General features: G+C 66.4%; 21 protein-coding genes and 1 tRNA gene. 13 read left to right on the forward strand and 9 right to left on the reverse strand.

Features of this window, described 5'->3' with window-relative positions; all coding sequences use genetic code 11:
• Positions 1-133 precede the first annotated feature (133 nt).
• Positions 134-1,042: a DMT family transporter gene (locus tag WFK61_RS09325; RefSeq protein WP_336811253.1), complete on the reverse strand. Its 909-nt coding sequence runs from the start codon at positions 1,040-1,042 to the stop codon at positions 134-136.
• Positions 1,043-1,133: 91 nt separating this feature from the next.
• Between WFK61_RS09325 and WFK61_RS09330 the strand changes: the two genes are divergently transcribed.
• Positions 1,134-2,066 (forward strand): LysR family transcriptional regulator, encoded by a 933-nt coding sequence (locus WFK61_RS09330; RefSeq protein WP_336811254.1) that lies wholly within the window; start codon positions 1,134-1,136, stop codon positions 2,064-2,066.
• Here the strand turns inward: WFK61_RS09330 and WFK61_RS09335 are convergent, their stop codons facing one another.
• The 4 genes from WFK61_RS09335 to carA form a co-directional block, all read right to left on the reverse strand.
• Complete coding sequence (locus WFK61_RS09335) at positions 2,067-2,492, reverse strand: group III truncated hemoglobin (protein WP_336811255.1); 426 nt, start codon at positions 2,490-2,492, stop codon at positions 2,067-2,069.
• Positions 2,493-2,542: 50 nt separating this feature from the next.
• Positions 2,543-3,358 carry a prephenate dehydrogenase gene (locus WFK61_RS09340; RefSeq protein ID WP_336811256.1) on the reverse strand — a complete coding sequence of 272 codons (816 nt, stop codon included), beginning with the start codon at positions 3,356-3,358 and terminating at the stop codon, positions 2,543-2,545.
• 172 nt (positions 3,359-3,530) lie between these two features.
• A complete protein-coding gene (locus WFK61_RS09345) occupies positions 3,531-3,860 on the reverse strand; it encodes an NIPSNAP family protein (protein WP_336811257.1) in 330 nt (109 codons plus the stop codon).
• A gap of 24 nt (positions 3,861-3,884) precedes the next feature.
• Entirely contained in the window at positions 3,885-5,093 is a 1,209-nt protein-coding gene (carA, locus tag WFK61_RS09350; RefSeq protein WP_336811258.1) for a glutamine-hydrolyzing carbamoyl-phosphate synthase small subunit, read from the reverse strand.
• 156 nt (positions 5,094-5,249) lie between these two features.
• Here carA and WFK61_RS09355 point away from each other — a divergent pair, with 156 nt between their 5' ends.
• Positions 5,250-5,711, forward strand: a complete 462-nt coding sequence (locus WFK61_RS09355; RefSeq protein WP_091856354.1) for a GatB/YqeY domain-containing protein — start codon at positions 5,250-5,252, stop codon at positions 5,709-5,711.
• Between the two features lie 21 nt (positions 5,712-5,732).
• Here WFK61_RS09355 and WFK61_RS09360 read toward each other — a convergent pair whose 3' ends face one another.
• Both WFK61_RS09360 and WFK61_RS09365 read right to left on the reverse strand, forming a co-directional pair.
• Positions 5,733-6,125, reverse strand: coding sequence for a type II toxin-antitoxin system VapC family toxin (locus WFK61_RS09360; protein WP_336811259.1), 393 nt, complete (start codon positions 6,123-6,125; stop codon positions 5,733-5,735).
• Positions 6,119-6,394: a type II toxin-antitoxin system VapB family antitoxin gene (locus WFK61_RS09365; RefSeq protein ID WP_336811260.1), complete on the reverse strand. Its 276-nt coding sequence runs from the start codon at positions 6,392-6,394 to the stop codon at positions 6,119-6,121. The genes WFK61_RS09360 and WFK61_RS09365 overlap by 7 nt, the downstream gene beginning before the upstream one ends.
• A 123-nt stretch (positions 6,395-6,517) precedes the next feature.
• Between WFK61_RS09365 and dnaG the strand changes: the two genes are divergently transcribed.
• From dnaG to WFK61_RS09395, 6 genes are all read left to right on the forward strand, one after another.
• The gene (dnaG, locus tag WFK61_RS09370) at positions 6,518-8,416 is read left to right on the forward strand and encodes a DNA primase (RefSeq protein WP_336811261.1); all 1,899 of its coding nucleotides are present in this window, start codon (positions 6,518-6,520) and stop codon (positions 8,414-8,416) included.
• A gap of 195 nt (positions 8,417-8,611) precedes the next feature.
• On the forward strand, positions 8,612-10,621 hold the full coding sequence (rpoD, locus tag WFK61_RS09375) for an RNA polymerase sigma factor RpoD (protein ID WP_336811522.1): 2,010 nt from the start codon (positions 8,612-8,614) through the stop codon (positions 10,619-10,621).
• Positions 10,622-10,799: 178 nt separating this feature from the next.
• Positions 10,800-11,327, forward strand: a complete 528-nt coding sequence (locus WFK61_RS09380) for a T6SS effector amidase Tae4 family protein (RefSeq protein WP_336811262.1) — start codon at positions 10,800-10,802, stop codon at positions 11,325-11,327.
• Positions 11,328-11,474: 147 nt separating this feature from the next.
• Entirely contained in the window at positions 11,475-11,726 is a 252-nt protein-coding gene (locus tag WFK61_RS09385) for a hypothetical protein (protein WP_336811263.1), read from the forward strand.
• A complete protein-coding gene (locus WFK61_RS09390; protein WP_336811264.1) occupies positions 11,726-12,337 on the forward strand; it encodes a LysE family translocator in 612 nt (203 codons plus the stop codon). The genes WFK61_RS09385 and WFK61_RS09390 overlap by 1 nt, the downstream gene beginning before the upstream one ends.
• Positions 12,337-12,762, forward strand: coding sequence for a secondary thiamine-phosphate synthase enzyme YjbQ (locus WFK61_RS09395; RefSeq protein ID WP_336811265.1), 426 nt, complete (start codon positions 12,337-12,339; stop codon positions 12,760-12,762). The genes WFK61_RS09390 and WFK61_RS09395 overlap by 1 nt, the downstream gene beginning before the upstream one ends.
• A 4-nt stretch (positions 12,763-12,766) precedes the next feature.
• Here the strand turns inward: WFK61_RS09395 and WFK61_RS09400 are convergent, their stop codons facing one another.
• Complete coding sequence (locus tag WFK61_RS09400) at positions 12,767-13,018, reverse strand: DUF2798 domain-containing protein (protein ID WP_336811266.1); 252 nt, start codon at positions 13,016-13,018, stop codon at positions 12,767-12,769.
• Between the two features lie 236 nt (positions 13,019-13,254).
• On the opposite strand from WFK61_RS09400, the gene WFK61_RS09405 reads away from it, so the two are divergent.
• Together WFK61_RS09405 and WFK61_RS09410 are read left to right on the forward strand one after the other, a co-directional pair.
• A complete protein-coding gene (locus WFK61_RS09405) occupies positions 13,255-13,542 on the forward strand; it encodes an HlyU family transcriptional regulator (RefSeq protein WP_336811267.1) in 288 nt (95 codons plus the stop codon).
• A 302-nt stretch (positions 13,543-13,844) separates the two neighbouring features.
• Entirely contained in the window at positions 13,845-15,083 is a 1,239-nt protein-coding gene (locus tag WFK61_RS09410; protein WP_336811268.1) for an MFS transporter, read from the forward strand.
• Here WFK61_RS09410 and WFK61_RS09415 read toward each other — a convergent pair.
• Positions 15,068-15,505, reverse strand: a complete 438-nt coding sequence (locus tag WFK61_RS09415) for a VOC family protein (protein ID WP_336811269.1) — start codon at positions 15,503-15,505, stop codon at positions 15,068-15,070. The two genes, WFK61_RS09410 and WFK61_RS09415, sit on opposite strands and share 16 nt — an antisense overlap.
• Before the next feature lie 136 nt (positions 15,506-15,641).
• Here WFK61_RS09415 and WFK61_RS09420 point away from each other — a divergent pair, with 136 nt between their 5' ends.
• The 3 genes from WFK61_RS09420 to WFK61_RS09430 all read left to right on the forward strand — a co-directional run bounded on the left by WFK61_RS09420 (position 15,642) and on the right by WFK61_RS09430 (position 19,067).
• A complete protein-coding gene (locus tag WFK61_RS09420; RefSeq protein ID WP_336811270.1) occupies positions 15,642-16,049 on the forward strand; it encodes an acyl-CoA thioesterase in 408 nt (135 codons plus the stop codon).
• 413 nt (positions 16,050-16,462) lie between these two features.
• Complete coding sequence (locus tag WFK61_RS09425) at positions 16,463-18,871, forward strand: methyl-accepting chemotaxis protein (protein WP_336811271.1); 2,409 nt, start codon at positions 16,463-16,465, stop codon at positions 18,869-18,871.
• Positions 18,872-18,991: 120 nt separating this feature from the next.
• Positions 18,992-19,067, forward strand: a tRNA-Ile gene (locus WFK61_RS09430).
• Positions 19,068-19,152 lie beyond the last annotated feature (85 nt).

The following is a 19,152-nucleotide window of genomic DNA, read 5'->3' on the forward strand; positions in this document are numbered from 1 at the left end:
GAGCGTCATCCCGGACAAGCCGCGAAGCGGCGCCGATCCGGGATCCATCGTAGAGCGCGGAGCCTTCCGATGGATCCCGGGGCTACGCTCCGCTTGCCCGGGATGACGGTGGAGGTTCCAGCGCCAAGCAGCTTCAGCGCTTCAGGTTGACCACCACCACCCCGGCGAGCGCCATGGTGCCGCCGACCAGGCCGAAGACGGTGGGGATTTCGCCGAGCCAGAAGAAGCCGATCAGCATGGCCATGGGCGGCACGGCGTACTGGAAGTTCGAGGCGCGGGCGGCCGGCAGGCGCGAGAGCGTGATCGCCCAGGTGCCGTAGGCGATCAGGCTCGGCACCACCGCGAGATAGACCACTGACCAGAAGGAGACGGCGGGGGCGGCCTGCGCCTGCCCGATCGCCGAAGGCAGGAAGGGCAGCAGCACGAAACCACCGACCGCCATGTTCCAGGCGGCGACATGGAGCGGTTTGTAGCGGGCGAAAAGCGGCTTCTGCAGCACGGTGGTGATGGCGTTGCAGAAAGCGGCGCCGAGGATCAGCAGCACGCTGACGCCGATCTCGACATCGAGCCCCTTGCCGAGTGCGATGACCCCGATGCCGGCGAAGGAAAGCGCGGTGCCGAGCCAGGCGGTGAGGCTGAAGCGCTCGCCGAGGATCATCATGGCGAGCACGGCGGTCATGATCGGGTTGGTGTTGATGATGAAGGCGGCCGGGCCCGCCGGCACGACGCGCTGGCCGAAATTCAAGAGCAGCGCATAGCCGGCGATGAAGATCACGCCGCCGACGAGGAAGCGCCAGATATCGCCGTGCTCGGGCAGCTTCGCCCGTGTCGCGATGAGGAAGAGCGCAGCCGGGCCGCCGGCCAGCGCGAAACGCAACGCAGCCATTTCGGCCGGGCCGAAGCCGGCGAGCCCGGCGCGGATTGCCGGGAAGGAGGAGGCCCAGGCCATGACCGTGAAGGTCACGGTGAAGACCAGCGTCGGATCGAGACGCTGGGCGCCGGAGGTGGCGAGGGCGGGAGAAGCGCAGCTTGAGGAGGACATGATGTCGTTCCTTCGACGGGAAGAAGTTGTTCCCGATAAGCGCCTCCGCGAGCTGATTGACAAACGAACAATTCGCGCATGAGCTGTGAGAATGGATCACAGCTCGAACCTGCCGCCGCTCGATACCTTGCGCGCCTTTGAGGCTGCCGCCCGCACGGGCAGCTTCTCCTCCGCTGCCGAGGCGCTGAACCTGACCCATGGCGCGGTGAGCCGCCAGATCGCCAAGCTTGAGCACTGGCTGGGCCTGCGCGTCTTCCTGCGGCAGGCGCGCGGCGTCTCGCTGACGCCGGAAGGCCAGCGCCTGCTTCAGCGCACGCAGGAAGCCTTCGCGCTGATCGCCGATAATTCCGAGCGCTGGCGCGAGGTGCGCGGCGCTTCGGTCGTGCGGGTCAGCGCGCCGCCTTCCGTCTGCGCGCTCTGGCTGATGCCGCGACTGGCCGTGCTGGAGGCCGGAACGCCGTCGCTGCGGATCGTGCTGCAGGTCGAGCATCGCAAGGTCGATTTTGAAGAGGAAGGCGTCGATCTCGGGATACGCTGCGGACGCGGCGGCGCGCCGGACCGGCTCTCGCTCCAGCTGTTCGAGGAATGGTGCTTCCCGATCGCCTCGCCGCAGCTTGCCGAGACGATCGGGGAGGGGGCGCCGGAGCGCCTGCTCGCGCAGCCGCTGATCCACGATTCGGACGCCGCCGGCTGGAAGGCCTGGTTCGCGGCGCAAGGACTGGATTACCGCCCGCGCCCGCAGGATCGGCGCTTCGAGGACTACAATCTCGTGCTGGATGCCGCCGCGCATGGGCTCGGCATCGCCTTGGCGCGTCCGCCGCTGGCGCGCGAGCAACTGGCGGCGGGGCGGATCGTCAGGGTCGACGAGCGTGAGGCGCTGAATCCGGTTTCCTACTGGCTCGACCGGCCGCTGGGCGCGCTGCGGCCCTCTGCTGCGGCGCTGGCCGAGCGGATCGCGCTCGAAGCGGGAGCCGATCGCGGAGAGATCGCGGCCTTTCTCACCCGTGAAGCCAGAGCGGCCTGATCAGCGCAAGCTATGCCTAGGCGCTGCGAATTCGCCGCGCTGGCTGGCACGGGCCATCTCGAAGCTGTCGGCGATGCGCCGCGCCCTGATAATGAAGGCCTGCGCGATATCGGGCGGGCAGACCTCATGCGCCGTGATCTCGAACAGGTCGAGCCAGCGGTCGAAATGCTTGCCCTCCAGCGGCAGGATCAGATGCGGGCGCATCGGGCGGCCATCGTAGCGGCCGGTGCGCAGCATCACGCCGCTCCAGAAATCGGTGATCTTGCCAATATGGTGGTCCCAATCCTCGACGGCGGCCGCGAAGATCGGGCCGATCAGCTTGTCCTCCCGGGCCCGCGCATAGAAGGTGCGGACGAGCTCCGCGATCATCGGCTCGCGCAGGTCAGGATGGGCAGCGCCCGGGTAGAGCAGGGGATTATCTGTCATCGCAGGAACATTCGCGTTTCCGGTATTCTCTTAGGAGAGGGGCGCGAAGGCTAGGCCTGCGCGACCTCTGCGACCTTGTGAGGCAGGGCGGGAGACGGCGCCGCTTCGGCATGGCCGTGCTCCAAGAACAACCGCATCTCCTCGGCGAGCGCAAAGAACCGGTCGCGCACCGCCTTGGCATGGGGATTGGCGCGCTCGATCGCCATGAAGACGTTGGGCGCGTCGTAGCGGACCATCTCGGTTGCCTGTATCAGGAGGTCGAAGCTTGCCGTGGTCATCGTCCGAGGCAGGGGCTCCATGCGGACCAGGATTTTGGCGATGAGATGGGTCAGGCCCTGCACCATCGCAACCTCTCGATCATGGGCGTCTGCCGTGGTGACGATCACCTTCAGCTTCAGGACATGGCGCAGGAAGGCGGCGATACGCGGCGTGCTTTTCCCGCGGATCGGGCAAAGCGCGATCTTCAGGCCAGCGAGCCCTTTGCGCGCGCTTTGCGGACCGAAGAGCGGATGCGTGCCGATGATCTCGACATCGTCGGGGAGTGCCGCCTGCATGGCGCGGGCCGGGCCGATCTTGACCGAGCCGACATCGAGCACGATGGCACCGGCCTTCAGATGCGGGCGCAGGGCCGCTATCGCCTCGGGGATCGCCGGCACGGGTACGGCGAGGATGACGAGATCGCAAGACGCGACTTCGGCGGCTGTCGTCGGCTGAAGGCTCTTGCCGCTCGGATCGGCTGCGGGCGCGTTGGCAGGGTCGCAGACGCGCAAGGCGAAATGCGGCTGGAGATGGCGGGCCATCAATCGCCCGAAGGCGCCGAAGCCCATGATGCCGATGGTCGAGATGGTTCTGATTTTTGAAGACATCGCTCTGGTCCGGTGGGAGCCGCGATGCCGGGTGATCTGCCTGAATTCAACCGCCAGCGCGGCGGTTGAACATGGGAATGCCACCGCCTCTATGAGAGCGGGGCGTAATAGCCGTGAAGGAAGGCGAGCAGGCTGATCATGCCCTGCTTAAAGCGCGCAGGCGCGGCCCTTGTCAATCGAGCGACGGCGAATAGGTGGTCGGCGTCATCAGGCGATCTTCGATCGCACCGACGAGGCTGCCATGCTCCAGTGAGGTCACACGCTTGATCTCGATCCATTCGGGATCGGCCATGAAACTGGCCCAGGCCTTGGCTTTGGTCTCGGCATCGGGCCAGGCGAGGATATAGGCGAACTCGGTGCGCCCGGCGCTCGCGGTCTCCCACATGGCGGCGATGTGGAAGCCATGGCGCGCCATGATGCGCGCGGCATGGTCGCGGAAGCGGGCATGGAAGGCCGCCTTGTTGCGCTCGAAGATCTCGTAGATGCGCAACTGGTGGATCATGCCCGTCTCCTCCGGCAGACCTCCTCAGGCCGCCTTCTTCGCCTTCTCGGCCGCCATCAGCTCGGTGAAGCGGTTGAAGAGATAGTGGCTGTCCTGCGGGCCGGGCGAAGCTTCCGGGTGGTGCTGGACGCTGAAGGCCGGGCGGTCGGTAAGCGCGATGCCGCTGTTCGAGCCGTCGAAGAGCGAGACATGGGTCTCGACCGCATTCGCCGGCAGGCTCGCCGGATCGACTGCGAAGCCGTGGTTCATCGAGACGATCTCGACCTTGCCGGTGGTCTTGTCCTGCACCGGATGGTTCGCGCCGTGATGGCCCTGCTTCATCTTCATGGTCTGGCCGCCGATGGCGAGCGCCATCATCTGGTGCCCCAGGCAGATGCCGAAGGTCGGGACCTTCCTGTCGAGCAGTTCCCTGATCACCGGCACGGCATATTCGCCGGTCGCGGCCGGGTCGCCCGGGCCGTTGGAGAGGAAGATGCCGTCCGGGTTGAGCGACAGGATGTCGGCTGCGGTCGCGGTCGAGGGCACGACGGTGACGTCGCAGCCGGCCTTGGCGAGCAGGCGCAGGATGTTGCGCTTCACACCGTAATCGATGGCGACGACCTTGAAATTGTTGCTCTCGCGCTTGCCGTAGCCGGCGGGCCAGATCCAGGGGGTCTCGTCCCAGTCATAGCGCTGCGAGGCGGTGACGAGCGGAACGAGGTCGAGCCCGGCCATGGAAGGCAGCGCGGCCGCCTCCTGCTTCAGGCGCTCGATATCGAAGACGCCGTCCGGGCTATGGGCGAGGATCGCGTTCGGCATGCCGTTGTCGCGGATCAGGGCAGTGAGCGCGCGGGTATCGACGCCGCAGATGCCGACGATGTTGCGGGCCTTGAGCCAGGCGTCGAAATGCCGGTTGGCGCGCCAGTTCGAGGGCTCGGTGATCGCGGCATGGAGCACGCAGCCGCGCACGCCGGAGGAGGCGGCGGCGTTGACGGTCTCGGTATCCTCCTCGTTCACGCCGACATTGCCGATATGCGGGAAGGTGAAGGTGATGATCTGCCCGGCATAGGACGGGTCGGTCAGAATCTCCTGATAGCCGGTCATCGCCGTATTGAAGCAGACTTCGCCCGGCGCCTCACCGACGGCGCCGAGGCCGAAGCCTTCCAGCACGGTGCCATCCGCCAGCACGAGGAGCGCAGTCGCGCGCGGTTCGGTCCAGCCGCCTGCAGCGGGGTTTCCTTCGGAAGCGGTCATGTCTATGTCTCGGTCCAGTCCGCTTGAGCGGAAAAATGCGGGGGCGGGGCTGCAGCAATCCACTCCGCCGGTCTGGAACGCGAGCCTTAAAGAGCCGGGCGCTGCCCGTCAATCGAAGCTGGCGCAGGCCGCACAAGAGAAAAAGGAACTGAAGAGATGACGAGCCTGCGCGAGCGCTTCACGGCCGACATGAAGGAAGCGATGAAGGCCGGCGAGAAGGCGAAGGTCGCGGCGATCCGCCTGATCAGCGCCGCGCTGAAGGAAAAGGACATCGAGGCCCGCGGCGCGGGCAAGGGCGAGGCGACCGCCGACGAGATCCTTGGCGTGCTCCAGAAGATGATCAAGCAGCGCCAGGAATCGATCGCGATCTATGACGCCAACAACCGCCCGGAGCTGGCTGATGGCGAGCGCGTCGAGGTTGCGGTGATCTCGTCCTATCTGCCGAAGCAGATGTCCGACGACGAGGTGAAGGCCGCGATCGACAAGGCCGTGGCCGAGACCGGTGCGACCGCCGTCAAGGACATGGGCAAGGTCATCGGCGTCCTGCGCGCGGCCTATGCCGGCCAGATGGATTTCGGCAAGGTCAGCCCGATGGTGAAGGCCGCGCTCGGCGGCTGAGCTGGTGGGAGCGAGCGGGCCTCAGGCCCGCTCGATATCCGTCTCGGAAAAGTCGTCGCCCTTGTAGAGCAACGGCCAGCCGCGCGCTTTCGCCAGCGCATAGGCCGCGCAATCGCCCATGTTGAGGCGGGCCGGATGGCGGCCCTTGCCGTAGCGGCCATAGGCCTCGAAGGCGAGGTCGGAGAGCGGCTCGTCGAAGGGGATGATGTCGACTTGCCAGCGCGCGATCAGCTCTTCCAAGTGCGATGACGGTACATTCCGGCCATAGCCTAGGACGATGCGCGCTTCCAAATGGTTCGTCGCGGAGAGACAGCGCTCCGAGGCCGCAGCTATGCGACCCAGCAGGTTTCCTGCATCGGCTTCACCGGTGAGAATCGCGACGATTGCCGAGCTGTCGATGACGATCTTCACCACATGCCGTTCTCGTCATAGCCGATGATGTCGTCCATCTCCTGCTTGGTCATCGGCTTCTCGGTCGGCTTGATATTGTGCCGCTTGTAAAAGTCGGCGAGCCAGCGCCTGCCTTCCGCCACGCGCCGGGCCTTCTCCTCCTCGGACAATTCGTCCTTGCCGAGTTCGCTCCTGACGGCCTGGCGCACGGCTTCGGTCAAGCTCAAGCCGCGACGACGGGCGAGCAGGCGCACGGCCTCCTCGGTCTCGCGGTCCTTGATATTGAGCGCCATGGCTTTCTTCCTTTTCTCCGATTTTCTTTACCAGATGGGGAGCGCTGTGGATATGGTCCATAAGCCCGGCCCTGGGCGTCTTGGCGGTTGGCAAGCGGCCTCCGAGGGCCCAGATAGAACCCCATGAAGTTCCCGCCCTCCGTCCTTGATGAGATCAAGGCGCGGCTGCCTGTCTCGGCGGTCGTGGGCAAGCGCGTGCGCCTGCAGAAGGCGGGGCGCGAATGGAAGGGGCTCTCGCCCTTCAACGCCGAGAAGACGGCCTCCTTCTTCGTCAACGACCAGAAGGCGTCGTTCTTCGATTTCTCGTCGGGCAAGAACGGCGACATCTTCAAGTTCGTGATGGAGACCGAGGGGCTCTCCTTCCCCGAGGCCGTCGAGAAGCTCGCGGCCGAGGCCGGGGTCATCTTGCCGAAGATCACGGCGGAGGCGCAGGTCCAGGAGGAGAAGCGCAAGGGGCTGCACGAGGTCGTGGAGCTCGCGGCGCAGTTCTTCGAGGCCGAGCTGATGGGCGATCGCGGCGGCGGAGCCCGGCGCTATCTCGCGACGCGCGGGCTCGACGGCGAGGCGCGGACGCGCTTCCGGCTGGGCTACGGCCCGGCTGATCGGTTCGCGCTGCGCGACCATCTGGCCGGGAAGGGCGTCCCGGCCGAATTGATGATGGAAGCGGGGCTGCTCGTGCATGGCGAGGAGATCGCCGTGCCCTATGACCGCTTCCGCGACCGGGTGATGTTCCCGATCCACGATTCCCGCGGCCGGGTCATCGCTTTCGGCGGGCGGGCGATGAGTTCGGAGGTTGCGGCGAAGTATCTGAACTCGCCGGAGACGCCGCTCTTCCACAAGGGCCATCTGCTGTTCAACCACCACAATGCCCGCAAGGCGGCGCATGACACGAGCCAAGTCGTGGTGGTCGAGGGCTATGTCGACGTCATCGCCATGTCGCTCTCGGGCTTTCCGCAGACGGTAGCGCCGCTCGGCACGGCCCTGACCGAGGACCAGCTCGGCCTGCTCTGGCGCATGGCCGACGAGCCGGTGATCTGCCTCGACGGCGACAAGGCCGGCCGCAAGGCCGCGAGCCGGGCGATCGATATCGCGCTGCCGCTGCTGGAGCCCGGCAAGTCGCTCTCCTTTGCCTTGCTGCCGGACGGGCAGGACCCGGACGATCTCGCCCGCTCGGGTGGGCGGCAGGCGATCGCCGAGGTGGTCGCGGCGGCGCGCCCGCTAGTCGACATGCTCTGGCAGCGCGAGGTCGAGGCCGGTCCGTTGGATACGCCGGAGCGCCGCGCCGCCTTCGAACGACGCCTGAAGGAGCCGCTCGGGCAGATCCGCGACGAGACGACGCGCAAGCATTATCGCCGCGAGATGGACGAGCGTCTGGCGCAGCTTTTTGCCAGCGCTGCCCCTGCGCGGCCGGAACGCGGCGGCGGAGGCGGAAACTTCCAGCGCGGCCGGGGCGGGGCGCCCCAGCGCGGCGGGTTCGGCCGGCAGGTTCCGCCATGGCTCGCCGGGCCGCTCAAGGCTTCGAGCGCGCTGACGCAATCGCGCCTCGTGGCGAAGCTGCGCGGTGAGGATCAGCGCGAGGCTTTCATTTTGCTGGCGCTGGCGAGCCACCCCGACCTGCTTATGCGTTGCGCCGACGAGATCGCGGAGCTGTCGCTCGACGGGCCGGCGGCCGAGCGCTTCCGGCAGGCGCTGCTCGATGCCGTGGAGGACACGCTCGACCGGGAGACGCTGGCGAATCGGCTGGCGCAGCCGCGCGTCAGGGAAGCGCAGGGCCATCTCATGGCCGTCACGGGGCCGGCCGAGCGGCTGAAACTCGCGCAAGATGCTGATCCTGAATCGGTTTTCGACTCGATTCATCAGGCCATCGTCTTGCATCATCGCGCGCGGACGCTAAATAGCGAGTTGAGAGCAGCCGAGCGCGCCTTGGCTGACGACGCGACCGAAGCCAATTTCGCCTGGATCAAGGACGTGAAGGCCCGCCTCGAGACAATCGAAGGCACCGAGGCCATGTCCGAGGATTGATCGCCCAGCGAGTGGTGGACGCGGGTCTTGTGCGCGCAAGCTGTCGGGTGGTTCACGATTCGTCAACGACGTCTGGTGCCATCTGCAACTGGATTTGGGTGGGTGAGCGCGCCGGGCCTGCGGTCGCGCCGCCCTTTTATGCGTCGGTATATGGCTTTCTCGGCCAGAGCCGGCGCGAGTGCGGAGCGCTGATTGATGGCGACTAAAGCGAGCGAACGGGAAAAGACCGATCAGGTCGCGCCGGATGCCCCCCCGACTACCGACGGCCCGTTGCTCGACCTGACCGATCAGGCCGTAAGGCGGATGATCAAGCTCGCGAAGAAGCGCGGCTATGTCACCTATGACGAACTGAACGAAGTGCTGCCGTCCGAGGAATTCTCCTCCGAGCAGATCGAGGACGTGCTTGGCCAGCTAAGCGAGCAGGGCATCAACGTCGTCGACAACGAGGACCCGGAAGCGGCCGGCGAGGAGCGCGCCAACCGCAAGGATGGCGCCGCCGACGAGGAAGAGCCCGAGGGCGGCGACATGGTCGACGCCTCGCGCCAGACCCTGCCGGTCGAGACCAAGCGCAACCTCGAGCCGACCGAGCGCACCGACGACCCCGTCCGCATGTATCTGCGCGAGATGGGCTCGGTCGAGCTGCTCTCGCGCGAGGGCGAAATCGCGATCGCCAAGCGCATCGAGGCCGGCCGCGAGGCGATGATCGCGGGCCTCTGCGAGAGCCCGCTGACCTTCCAGGCCATCATCATCTGGCGCGACGAGCTCGTCGACGGCAAGGTGCTGCTGCGCGACATCATCGACCTCGAAGCCACCTATGCCGGCCCCGACGGCAAGAACCCCGCCGTCGCCGGCGAGGAAGAGGCCGAGGAAAGCGAGCAGGCCGAGACTCCGGAGGGCGAGACCCCGCCGGACATGGACGACGACGACATGGAGAACAACGTGTCGCTCTCGGCCATGGAGGCCGAGCTGAAGCCGCGCGTGCTCGAGACCTTCAACGCCATCGCCGACGACTACAAGAAGCTGCGCCGCCTGCAGGACCAGGACATTGCCGGCCGGCTGGAGAACGCCAAGCTCTCGCCTTCGCAGGACCGCAAGTACAAGAAGCTCAAGGACGACATCATCACCGCGGTGAAGTCGCTCTCGCTCAACAACAACCGCATCGAGGCGCTGGTCGAGCAGCTCTACGACATCAACAAGCGCCTGATCGGCCATGAGACGCGCCTGCTGCGCCTCGCGGAGAGCTATGGCGTGGCGCGCGACGACTTCCTCAAGCAGCATGTCGGCGGCGAGCTCGACCCGAAATGGGTCCTGCGCGTCTCCAAGCTCGGCTCGCGCGGCTGGAAGGAGTTCGTCGCGGCGGAGCTGGAGCGGATCAAGCAGCTGCGCGAGGAGGTGCATACGCTCGCCTCCGAAACCGGCCTGGAGATCCAGGAATTCCGCAAGATCGTGCTGATGGTCCAGAAGGGCGAGCGCGAGGCCCGTCAGGCCAAGAAGGAGATGATCGAGGCCAACCTGCGTCTCGTGATCTCGATCGCCAAGAAGTACACGAACCGCGGCCTGCAGTTCCTCGACCTGATCCAGGAAGGCAATATCGGCCTGATGAAGGCGGTCGACAAGTTCGAGTACCGTCGGGGTTATAAGTTCTCCACTTACGCTACGTGGTGGATCCGGCAGGCGATTACCCGCTCGATCGCCGACCAGGCCCGCACGATCCGCATCCCCGTCCACATGATCGAGACGATCAACAAGATCGTGCGGACCTCGCGCCAGATGCTGCATGAGATCGGCCGCGAGCCGACCCCGGAAGAGCTGGCCGAGAAGCTGGCCATGCCGCTGGAGAAGGTGCGCAAGGTTCTGAAGATCGCCAAGGAGCCGATCTCGCTCGAAACGCCGATCGGCGACGAGGAAGACAGCCATCTCGGCGACTTCATCGAGGACAAGAACGCGATCCTGCCGATCGACGCCGCGATCCAGTCGAACCTGCGCGAGACGACGACCCGCGTGCTGGCCTCGCTCACCCCGCGCGAGGAGCGCGTGCTGCGCATGCGCTTCGGCATCGGCATGAACACCGACCACACGCTCGAAGAGGTCGGCCAGCAGTTCAGCGTCACCCGCGAGCGCATCCGCCAGATCGAGGCGAAGGCGCTGCGCAAGCTGAAGCATCCGAGCCGGTCGCGGAAGCTCAGGAGCTTCCTGGACAACTGACGTTCAAGCGGCGCCCTGCCGATCACGAACAAAGCCCGTTTTCGCATTGCGAAGGCGGGCTTTTTCTTTTGGCGGGCCTTGCCGTGGTTTGCGGGATAAACCCTCCTGCGATCGTAGGATGCCGTCGGGCCGGCCGCTGGCCAGTCTGCCGCCGCCTTTTATGGCCGGGAGGTTGCTCATGCTGCCATTCACCTATGACGCTCTTGCCAACCGCTTCGCCACGGTCCGCCCGTGGGCGAAGAAGACGATCGGCGACAAGACCAATCGCTGCGCCATCTGCATGGGCTATACGCTGCGGCTGACGCCGTCGGAGGACGATGCGACGATCGAGAAACTGGCGGAGGTCGCAACCCAGGTGAACGCCGATGCCGGTCCGGCGGGCGGAGCGCGCCCGCTCACCACGCTGAGCGCCAGCTTCTTCATCCGGGCGGCGGAACTGGAGCCGCGCGTCCGGCGCGTCTATGGCAAGCCAGACATCCAGGGCGTCTCCAACAAGGTCTGGCGCTCGGTTCTCGGCAAGAAGGGCGTGCTCTACCTGGAGGATTGCTACCAGACGGACGGCGACAAGAGCACGTCGTTCCTCTTCTTCCAGCGCGTGAACGGCGATCACTGGGACCTGTTCAACGGCATCAACATGGTCGCCGAGGAGTATCTGCTCAGCGGCAACAGCCATGCGGGCCGGCTCTGCTTCTGGATGGCGCGATAGCCGGGAATACCGGCCAGGACGGGGGAGGGATGGAAGGTCTTTTCTTGCCTGTGTGCTGCTCCACCGGCGCCCTGCAAAATCGCTCGGTTCCGCCACAGTTCTGCTAAAGTCACTTTGAAGATCGGTGCTTCCGTCGGAGGAGAGCAGATGGCCGGTATCCCAACGCCCGAAGAGATCGAGGCCGCTCAGGCCGCGCTCCAGGCGCAAGCCCAGAACGAGCCAAAACAGGAAACCGGGTCCGCCACCGCCGACATCATCGGCGGCGCGCTCGATATCGCGGGAACCGTCACGATCGATGTGGCCGGGGCCGTGGTCCAAGGCGTGGGAACCGTCGCTGTGGCGACCGGCGAGGCGGTCGCCACCGTCATCGGCGGCATCTTCGAAGGGTTGAGCTCCTGATGTCCCCGGAATTCCTGCTGACCTCGCTGATCATCGTCGCGTCGCCCGGCACCGGCGCGATCTACACCATCGCCGCCGGCCTCACGCGCGGCTCGCGGGCAAGCGTGCTCGCGGCCTTCGCCTGCACGATCGGCATCGTGCCGCATCTGATCGCCGCGATGATGGGGATCGCGGCGCTGCTGCATGCCAGCGCGCTCGCCTTCGCCATCGTGAAATATGCCGGCGTCGCCTATCTGCTCTACATGGCCTGGCAGACGCTCAAGGAGCATGGTGCGCTCAAGGTCGAGACCAAGTCCGATGCGCGCTCGGCCTGGCTGGTGCTGCGCGACGGGCTGGCGCTCAACCTGCTCAACCCCAAGCTTTCGATCTTCTTCGTCGCCTTCCTGCCGCAGTTCATCGCGGCCGACGAGGCGAGCCCGGGCGCGCGCATGCTGGAGCTCTCCGGCGTGTTCATGGCGATGACCTTCATCGTCTTCGCGCTCTACGGGCTCTTCGCCGCGGCGATGCGCGACAAGGTCATCAGCCGCCCGGCGGTGATGGCCTGGCTGCGCCGGAGCTTCGCCGCCGCCTTCGTCGCGCTCGGCGCCAAGCTCGCGCTCACCGAGCGCTGATGGCGCGGCAGGCGATCCTGAGCGTCGAGACGCGCGGGCCGGGGCTTTACGAGTTCACCGACCGCGCAGTCTCCTTCGTGAGGGATGGCGGCGAAGCGAGCGGGTTGCTGACGCTGTTCGTGCGGCACACCTCCTGTTCGCTGTTGATCCAGGAGAATGCCGACCCGGATGTGCGCCGCGATCTCGACGCGTTCTTGCGCAGGCTGGTGCCATCGGCGGATGATCCGGCGATGGCCTATCTCGTCCATCGCGACGAGGGGCCGGACGATATGCCGGCCCATATCAAGGCGGCGCTGACGCCGGTCTCGTTGTCGATTCCGGTGATGGGCGGGCGCCTCGCACTCGGCACCTGGCAGGGCATCTATCTGTTCGAGCACCGCCAGCGGCCGCATCGGCGCGAGGTCGCCCTCCACCTCTCGGCTTGAGAGGTCAGGCCGGCGGCGCCACGACGAGCGCGACGAGGCGCCGGACGATCGGCAGGACCAGCAGCAGCGTCGGGAAGGCGACGAGCCAGGACAGGGCCCAGGCGCCGGGCCAGGTCTGGAGGAATTCGGCGGTGGGGCCGAGAGCCTTGAGGGTCGAGATGCCGGAGACGACGAAGGTCATCAGCACGGACAGGAAGAAGGGCATCACCACGCCGGTATAGCGGGCGGGCAGGCGGGGGTAGGTCGAACTGGTCATGGACAGGCTTTCGCAAGGGACAGGCCATATCGGATGCATCCGATACGGCTTCACGCCGGTTGGATGCGTTGCCTGACGTGAGACGCTTACGAACGGGACCGAGGCCCGATGGCGGCTGCATAGGGAAAGCTGCCGCCGCTGCCAAGCGATTTCTCTGTCGCTCGCCGGTTGGCAGATGCGGCTGTCGAGGCTACTTCTCCGGCATAGACTGACGCCCGGTTCGAGGAGCGCCCGCCATGTCCTTCCTGAAATCGCTGTTCGGTGGCCGCAAGCCGGCCGAGGACAAGCTCGCCGGCCCGGTCAAGAGCATCGAGCATAACGGCTTCACCATCCACGCCACGCCCTATCAGGAAGCGGGGCAGTACCAACTCTGCGGCGTCATCGAGAAGGTCGTCGACGGCGAGACCAAGAGCCATCGCTTCATCCGGGCCGACCGTTTCCCGGGGCAGGCCGAGGCCGCCAATTTTACCCTCGTGAAGGGGCAGCAGATCGTCGACATGGAAGGCGAGCGCGTCTTCCGCTGAGGTTGCGATAGCCTGCAGTACTCCGCCGACTGGAAAATCGGGTCATCCCGGACGCAGCGAAGCGGAGATCCGGGATCCACTCCTGAGCCTTGTTCGGAAGCGCTCCGGCATGGATCCCGGGTCTCCCTCCGGTCGCCCGGGATGACCCGCGTTTCAATAGATGTGGCCCTGTGGGTGTGAGGGCACGCATATCTGCCGCTGGCGCGCGGCAGGGCTGCCTCGCAGGCGCTTGCCCGGCGGATTCCAGTCGCTAAAGCTGCCCGGAGAAGAGCCACCTACGAATGCGTGGCCGCCGAGGAAGCATGTCCCAGCACGCCGACCGTTACCAACCCGATTCTTCCTATGCTTGGCTCCGGCTTGCCGTCGCGCTGGTGATCGGCACGGTCGCCTGCGTCGGCTCCTGGTCGGTCGTGGTCGTGCTGCCGGCGATGCAGGGCGAGTTCGGCACGCTGCGGGCCGGGGCCTCGCTGCCCTATACCTTCGCCATGCTCGGCTTCGGCGCCGGCAATATCATCATGGGGCGGGTCGCGGATCGCTATGGCATCATGGTGCCGATCGTGATGGGCGCGTTCCTGCTCGCGGCCGGCTATTCCGCTGCGGCGATGTCGCAATCGCTCTGGCAGTTCGCGCTGGCGCATGGGTTGCTGATCGGCATGGGCAGTGCGGCCGGATTCTCGCCGCTGATCTCGGACCTGTCGCACTGGTTCCGCAAGCACCGCGGCCTCGCCGTGGTCTGCGGCGCCTCCGGCAGCTATCTCGCCGGGGTGTTCTGGCCGCAGGTCATCACCTGGGGCATGGCCAATCATGGCTGGCGCGCCACGCATTTCGGCATCGCCATCGTCACGCTGGTGGTGCTGCTGCCGCTTGCGCCGTTCTTCCGGCGCCAGCCGACGGCCGCGACCATGGCGGCGGCGGAAGCCAGCAGTGCGGGGGCGCGCGGCGATCTCGGCCTCAGCGCCGGCCAGCTCCAGCTTTTGCTCTGCGTCGCGGGCTTCGCCTGCTGCGTCGCCATGGCGATGCCGCAGGTCCATATCGTCGCCTATTGCGGTGACCTCGGCTACGGCGTGGCGCGTGGCGCCGAGATGCTGTCGCTGATGATGCTGCTCGGCATCGTCAGCCGCATCGGCTCGGGCTTCGTCGCGGACCGGATCGGCGGCGTGGCGACGCTGGCGCTGGGTTCCCTGATGCAGGGCGTAGCGCTGTTCCTCTATCTCTGGTTCGACGGCCTGCAGTCGCTCTATGTCGTCAGCGGCATCTTCGGGCTGTTCCAGGGCGGCATCGTGCCGATGTACGCCGTCGTCATCCGCGAATATCTGCCGGCCAAGCAGGCAGGCATTCGGATCGGCCTGGTGATGTCCGTGACCGTGCTCGGCATGGCCTTCGGCGGCTATCTCTCCGGCGTGATCTTCGACTATTTCAGCTCGTACCGGATGGCGTTCCTCAACGGGCTCGCCTGGAACCTCGTCAATCTCAGCGTGGTCTGCTGGCTGATGCTGCGCGCCCGGCAGCGGCCATCGCCGCCGCTTCAGGTCGCGGGCTGAGCGGGGCGGTACGTTCCGAAACACCAGACATGGCCTTCGGGGTCGCGGCAGATGAAATCGCGGCTGCCATAGGGCTGGTCGGTCGGCTCCATGCAGATCTCGGCGCCGGCCTTGCGGGCGCGCTCGCAGCGCGCGTCGATGTCGTCGGTGGCGATATAGGGTGAGGCGGTGGTGCCGCCGAGTTCGGCCGGGCGCGAGACCAGCTTGCCGAATTCGTTGCCGTCGGACGAGCCGAGCATCACGAAGCTCGAGCCCATCCGCAATTCGCCATGGAGGAGCGTTCTGCCATCCTCCGAATAATAGGCGGCGTGCTTCTCGAAGCCGAAGGCCTCGATCAGCCAGTCATACATGCGCGGCGCATCGGCATAGCGCAGCGAGATGATGATCATCGGTTCCGGTGCGGGAGTGCTGGCGCTGGACATGGCATCGATCCCTGTTCGCGTGGCCTGCCGGGAATGTCGGCGACATCGCCGGACAATGCAAAGCGTCGGCTTGCGCGCCCGCCCAAGCGTCAGCATCATCGGCCGAGTGGATTCTCCACCTGCCCCAAGGATGCCCATGAGCCCTGCTGCCGACGCGACCGACGAAGCCCCACGCGGGACGCTGACCGTGCGCACGATCGCCATGCCCGGCGATACCAACGCCAATGGTGACATCTTCGGCGGCTGGGTGATGTCGCGGATGGACCAGGCCGGCGGCATTGCCGGTGTCGACCGGGCCCAGGGCCGCGTCGTCACGATCGCGGTCGACGCGATGACCTTCTTCCGGCCGGTCAAGGTCGGCGATGTGCTCTCGGTCTATACCGAGATCGAATCCGTCGGGCGAACCTCGATGAAGATCCATGTCGAGGCCTGGGCCAAGCGCTTCCGCACCACGCTGCACGAGAAGGTCACCGACGCCACCTTCACCTTCGTCGCGATCGACGAGGAGGGGCGGCCTCGTCCGGTGCCGAAAGCATCGGACTGAATGTCCCATTCAGCCCGATGCTCTCGGTTTTGATCCTGCATCGGCTCGATCCGAAAGCCGTGGGTCCACTTTTCGGGCCAACGGCGAAGCTTGAAGGTTAAAGCGATTTAACCTCCTCTAACGTCAAGTGAATCCCTCTGCTGAGAGAGTGATTCAAAAGAATCCACTTTAAGCGTTCTTTAAGCGCGCCTGGACGATGCTGCGCTCCAGACCGGGGACTGCCCCGGCCAGGGGACTTCCATGGACTTTCGATGCCGCATGCGGAACCTGCCGCCTGGCCTGCAAGCTGGGGGAGGGAGCGGATTCCCATGTCTGCCGCACGATAGGACCAGCTCGGGCTAAGCACGGGCAGGCGATTTCTCCTGTTTTTGAACTCCTTCTCCAGCGTTGCGTGAATTCCGGAGTACGACTTCATGACGAAAGCCAAGCCCGTGCGTGAGGGCAAGCCGTTGCGGATCGGTATCGCGCCCCGGATCTACGCCGCGCTCGGCGTGATGACGGCCCTGACCATCGTCTCGTCCTCGGTGGCCTGGTTCTCCTATAACAGCGTCGACCAGACGGTGGACGACCTCGTCGGCCAGAAGATGCCCGTGGTCGAGCTCGCGCTCGAGCTCTCGCAGGCGGCGACGCAGTCGACCGCGCTGGCGGCACGTTTCAGCGAGGTCTCGACCCTGCAGCAGCGCGCGACCCTGACCGGCGAGCTCGACTCCGTCGAGGCGCGCCAGCTGGAGCTGCTGCGGCGCATCGCCGAGCAGGGCAAGGTCGACAAGTCCAAGCCGCAATCGGCGATCGACGACCTGGCCCGCCAGATCAACGACATCAACGACCTGACCGGGGAGCGGCTGCGCAACGCCGCCGACACCGCGACCGCGCTCACCGCCCTGTCCAAGGCCCGCGACGGCTTCAGCGCCATGGCGGATTTCGAGACGTCGGACGCCCAGTTCAACGTCAAGATGAACATCACCAGCGCGGCGCAGCTCACCGGCAGCGAATTCGACGCCGCGCTCTCCAAGGTTCTGGACAAGGACCTGTCCTCGCTCCAGACCGCGCAGGCGCTCCAGCTCCAGATCAGCGAGACGGTCGGCCTGCTGCGCGAGATCTCGCAGGTCGACAGCACCGAGAAGCTGGAACATGCCAAGGCGCGCCTCAAGGCGCAGCTCGGCCAGGTTCGCGGTCTCCTGACGGCGGCGGACATGCTCCAGGCCAATCCGGCGCGCGGCCAGGCCGTCAATGCCGTGACCGATCTCGGCGAGGGCGCCGGTGGTCTCGTCGCCATCCGCGAGCGCGATCTCGGGACGCAGGCCGCGATCGCTGCCGGCCTCAAGAATCTCGACCAGGCTGCGGAGAAGGTTCGCCGCGAGGTCGGCGAGCTCGTGGCTTCCGCCCGCGGCGGCGCGATCGCAGGCCGTGACTCGACCAAGGACGTGATCGAGCGCAGCTCTTATACGCTGGCTGCTATCGGCATCGCCTCGCTGCTGATCGCGTTGGCCCTGTCCTTCTTCTTCGTCCGTCCGATGATCGTCGGACGCCTCAACCGGCTCTGGGCCGCGACCAGGGCGATCGCCGACGGCGCGCTGGAGACCGTCGTCGATACCAAGGGCAATGACGAGATCTCGGACATTTCGAAGAGCGTCCTGCTGTTCCGCGACAATGCGGTGGCGCTGCGCGCTGCCGAGCTCGCCAAGGTCGAGGACGAGGCGCGGGCGCAGGAGCAGCGCCGCGAGATGATGCGCGAGCTGGGCGAGGCCTTCGGCGTCGTCGTCGCCGCCGCTGCGGCGGGCGATTTCACCCAGCGCGTCGCGGCGCAGTTCGCCGATCCCGAGCTCAATGCGCTCGCCGGCTCGGTCAACACGCTGCTGGAGACGGTGCAGACCGGCCTGCTGGAAACCTGCGACGTACTGGCGGAGCTGTCGGCCGGCCATCTCTCGACCCGCATCGAGGGGATGTATCAGGGCGCCTTCGCCGAGCTCAAGGACGGCACCAATGCGCTGGCCAACGAGTTCGAGAGCACGCTCGCCCGCCTGGCCGAGACGGTTTCGGCCGTCCGCAGCGCGACCAGCGAAATCCTCGACGGCGTGACCGATCTCGCCGAGCGTACCAGCGAGGAGAGCAACGCCGTCTCAATGGCGACCAACCAGCTCGGCGCCTTCGCCGGCACGGTGAAGAAGACCGCGAGCGAAGCCGCCCAGGCGACCGGCATGGCGCAGGGCGCGGAAGAGCGCGCGCAGCAGGGCGAGAAGGTCGTCGCCTCGGCGCTGGAAGCGATGCAGCGCATCCGCCAGTCCTCCAGCAAGATCTCCGAGGTCATCGCGATGATCGACGAAATCGCCTTCCAGACCAACCTGCTGGCGCTCAACGCCGCGGTCGAAGCCGCTCGCGCCGGCGATGCCGGCAAGGGCTTCGCGGTGGTCGCGACCGAGGTGCGCAGCCTGGCCAAGCGCTCGGCCGATGCCTCGAACGATGTCAAGAAGCTGGTCGAGGCGGCGCATGGCGACGTCAAGGTCGGTGTCGGCCTGGTCGAGGAGACTTCGGCGATGTTCGGCGCGATCGTCTCCTCGGTGAACGAGCTGACCGGCCTGATGAACGGCATCTCGCAGACCGCCCGCAGCCAGGCGAGCGATGTCTCGGCGATCAACACCGAGATCGACGGCATCGGCACGATGGCGCACCAGAACGCCGCGCTGGTCGAGGAGACCAACGCCGCGCTCGCGCTGACCGACGAGCAGACGAGGGCGCTGACCGAGCATATCGGCCGCTTCACCTTCCGCCAGGGGCATGCGGGCGAGGAGCACGGCGAGCGCCGGCACGCGGCGGCCGCCTGAGACGACAGGGCGATCGACCGCTCGTGAACGAAACAGGGCCTCCCGGCATGCCGGGAGGCCCTTTCGATTCCGGCCCGATGTGCCTTGCTTGCCGGGTGGCGGCGATGCTAGGCGAGGAGCGGGCCGGTAGCTCAATGGTTAGAGCTCGCTGCTCATAACAGCGCCGGTGCCGGTTCGAGTCCGGCCCGGCCCACCACTCCCGTTTCAGATCAATGCCTTAGCCAGAGGATTGGGCTGGGCGGACATTTTTGTATTTTGATCCGGCCTGTTTGCGAGATTTC

Origin of the sequence: Allobosea sp. MMO-172 (assembly GCF_037147855.1) — a bacterium.
GTDB lineage: Bacteria > Pseudomonadota > Alphaproteobacteria > Rhizobiales > Beijerinckiaceae > Allobosea.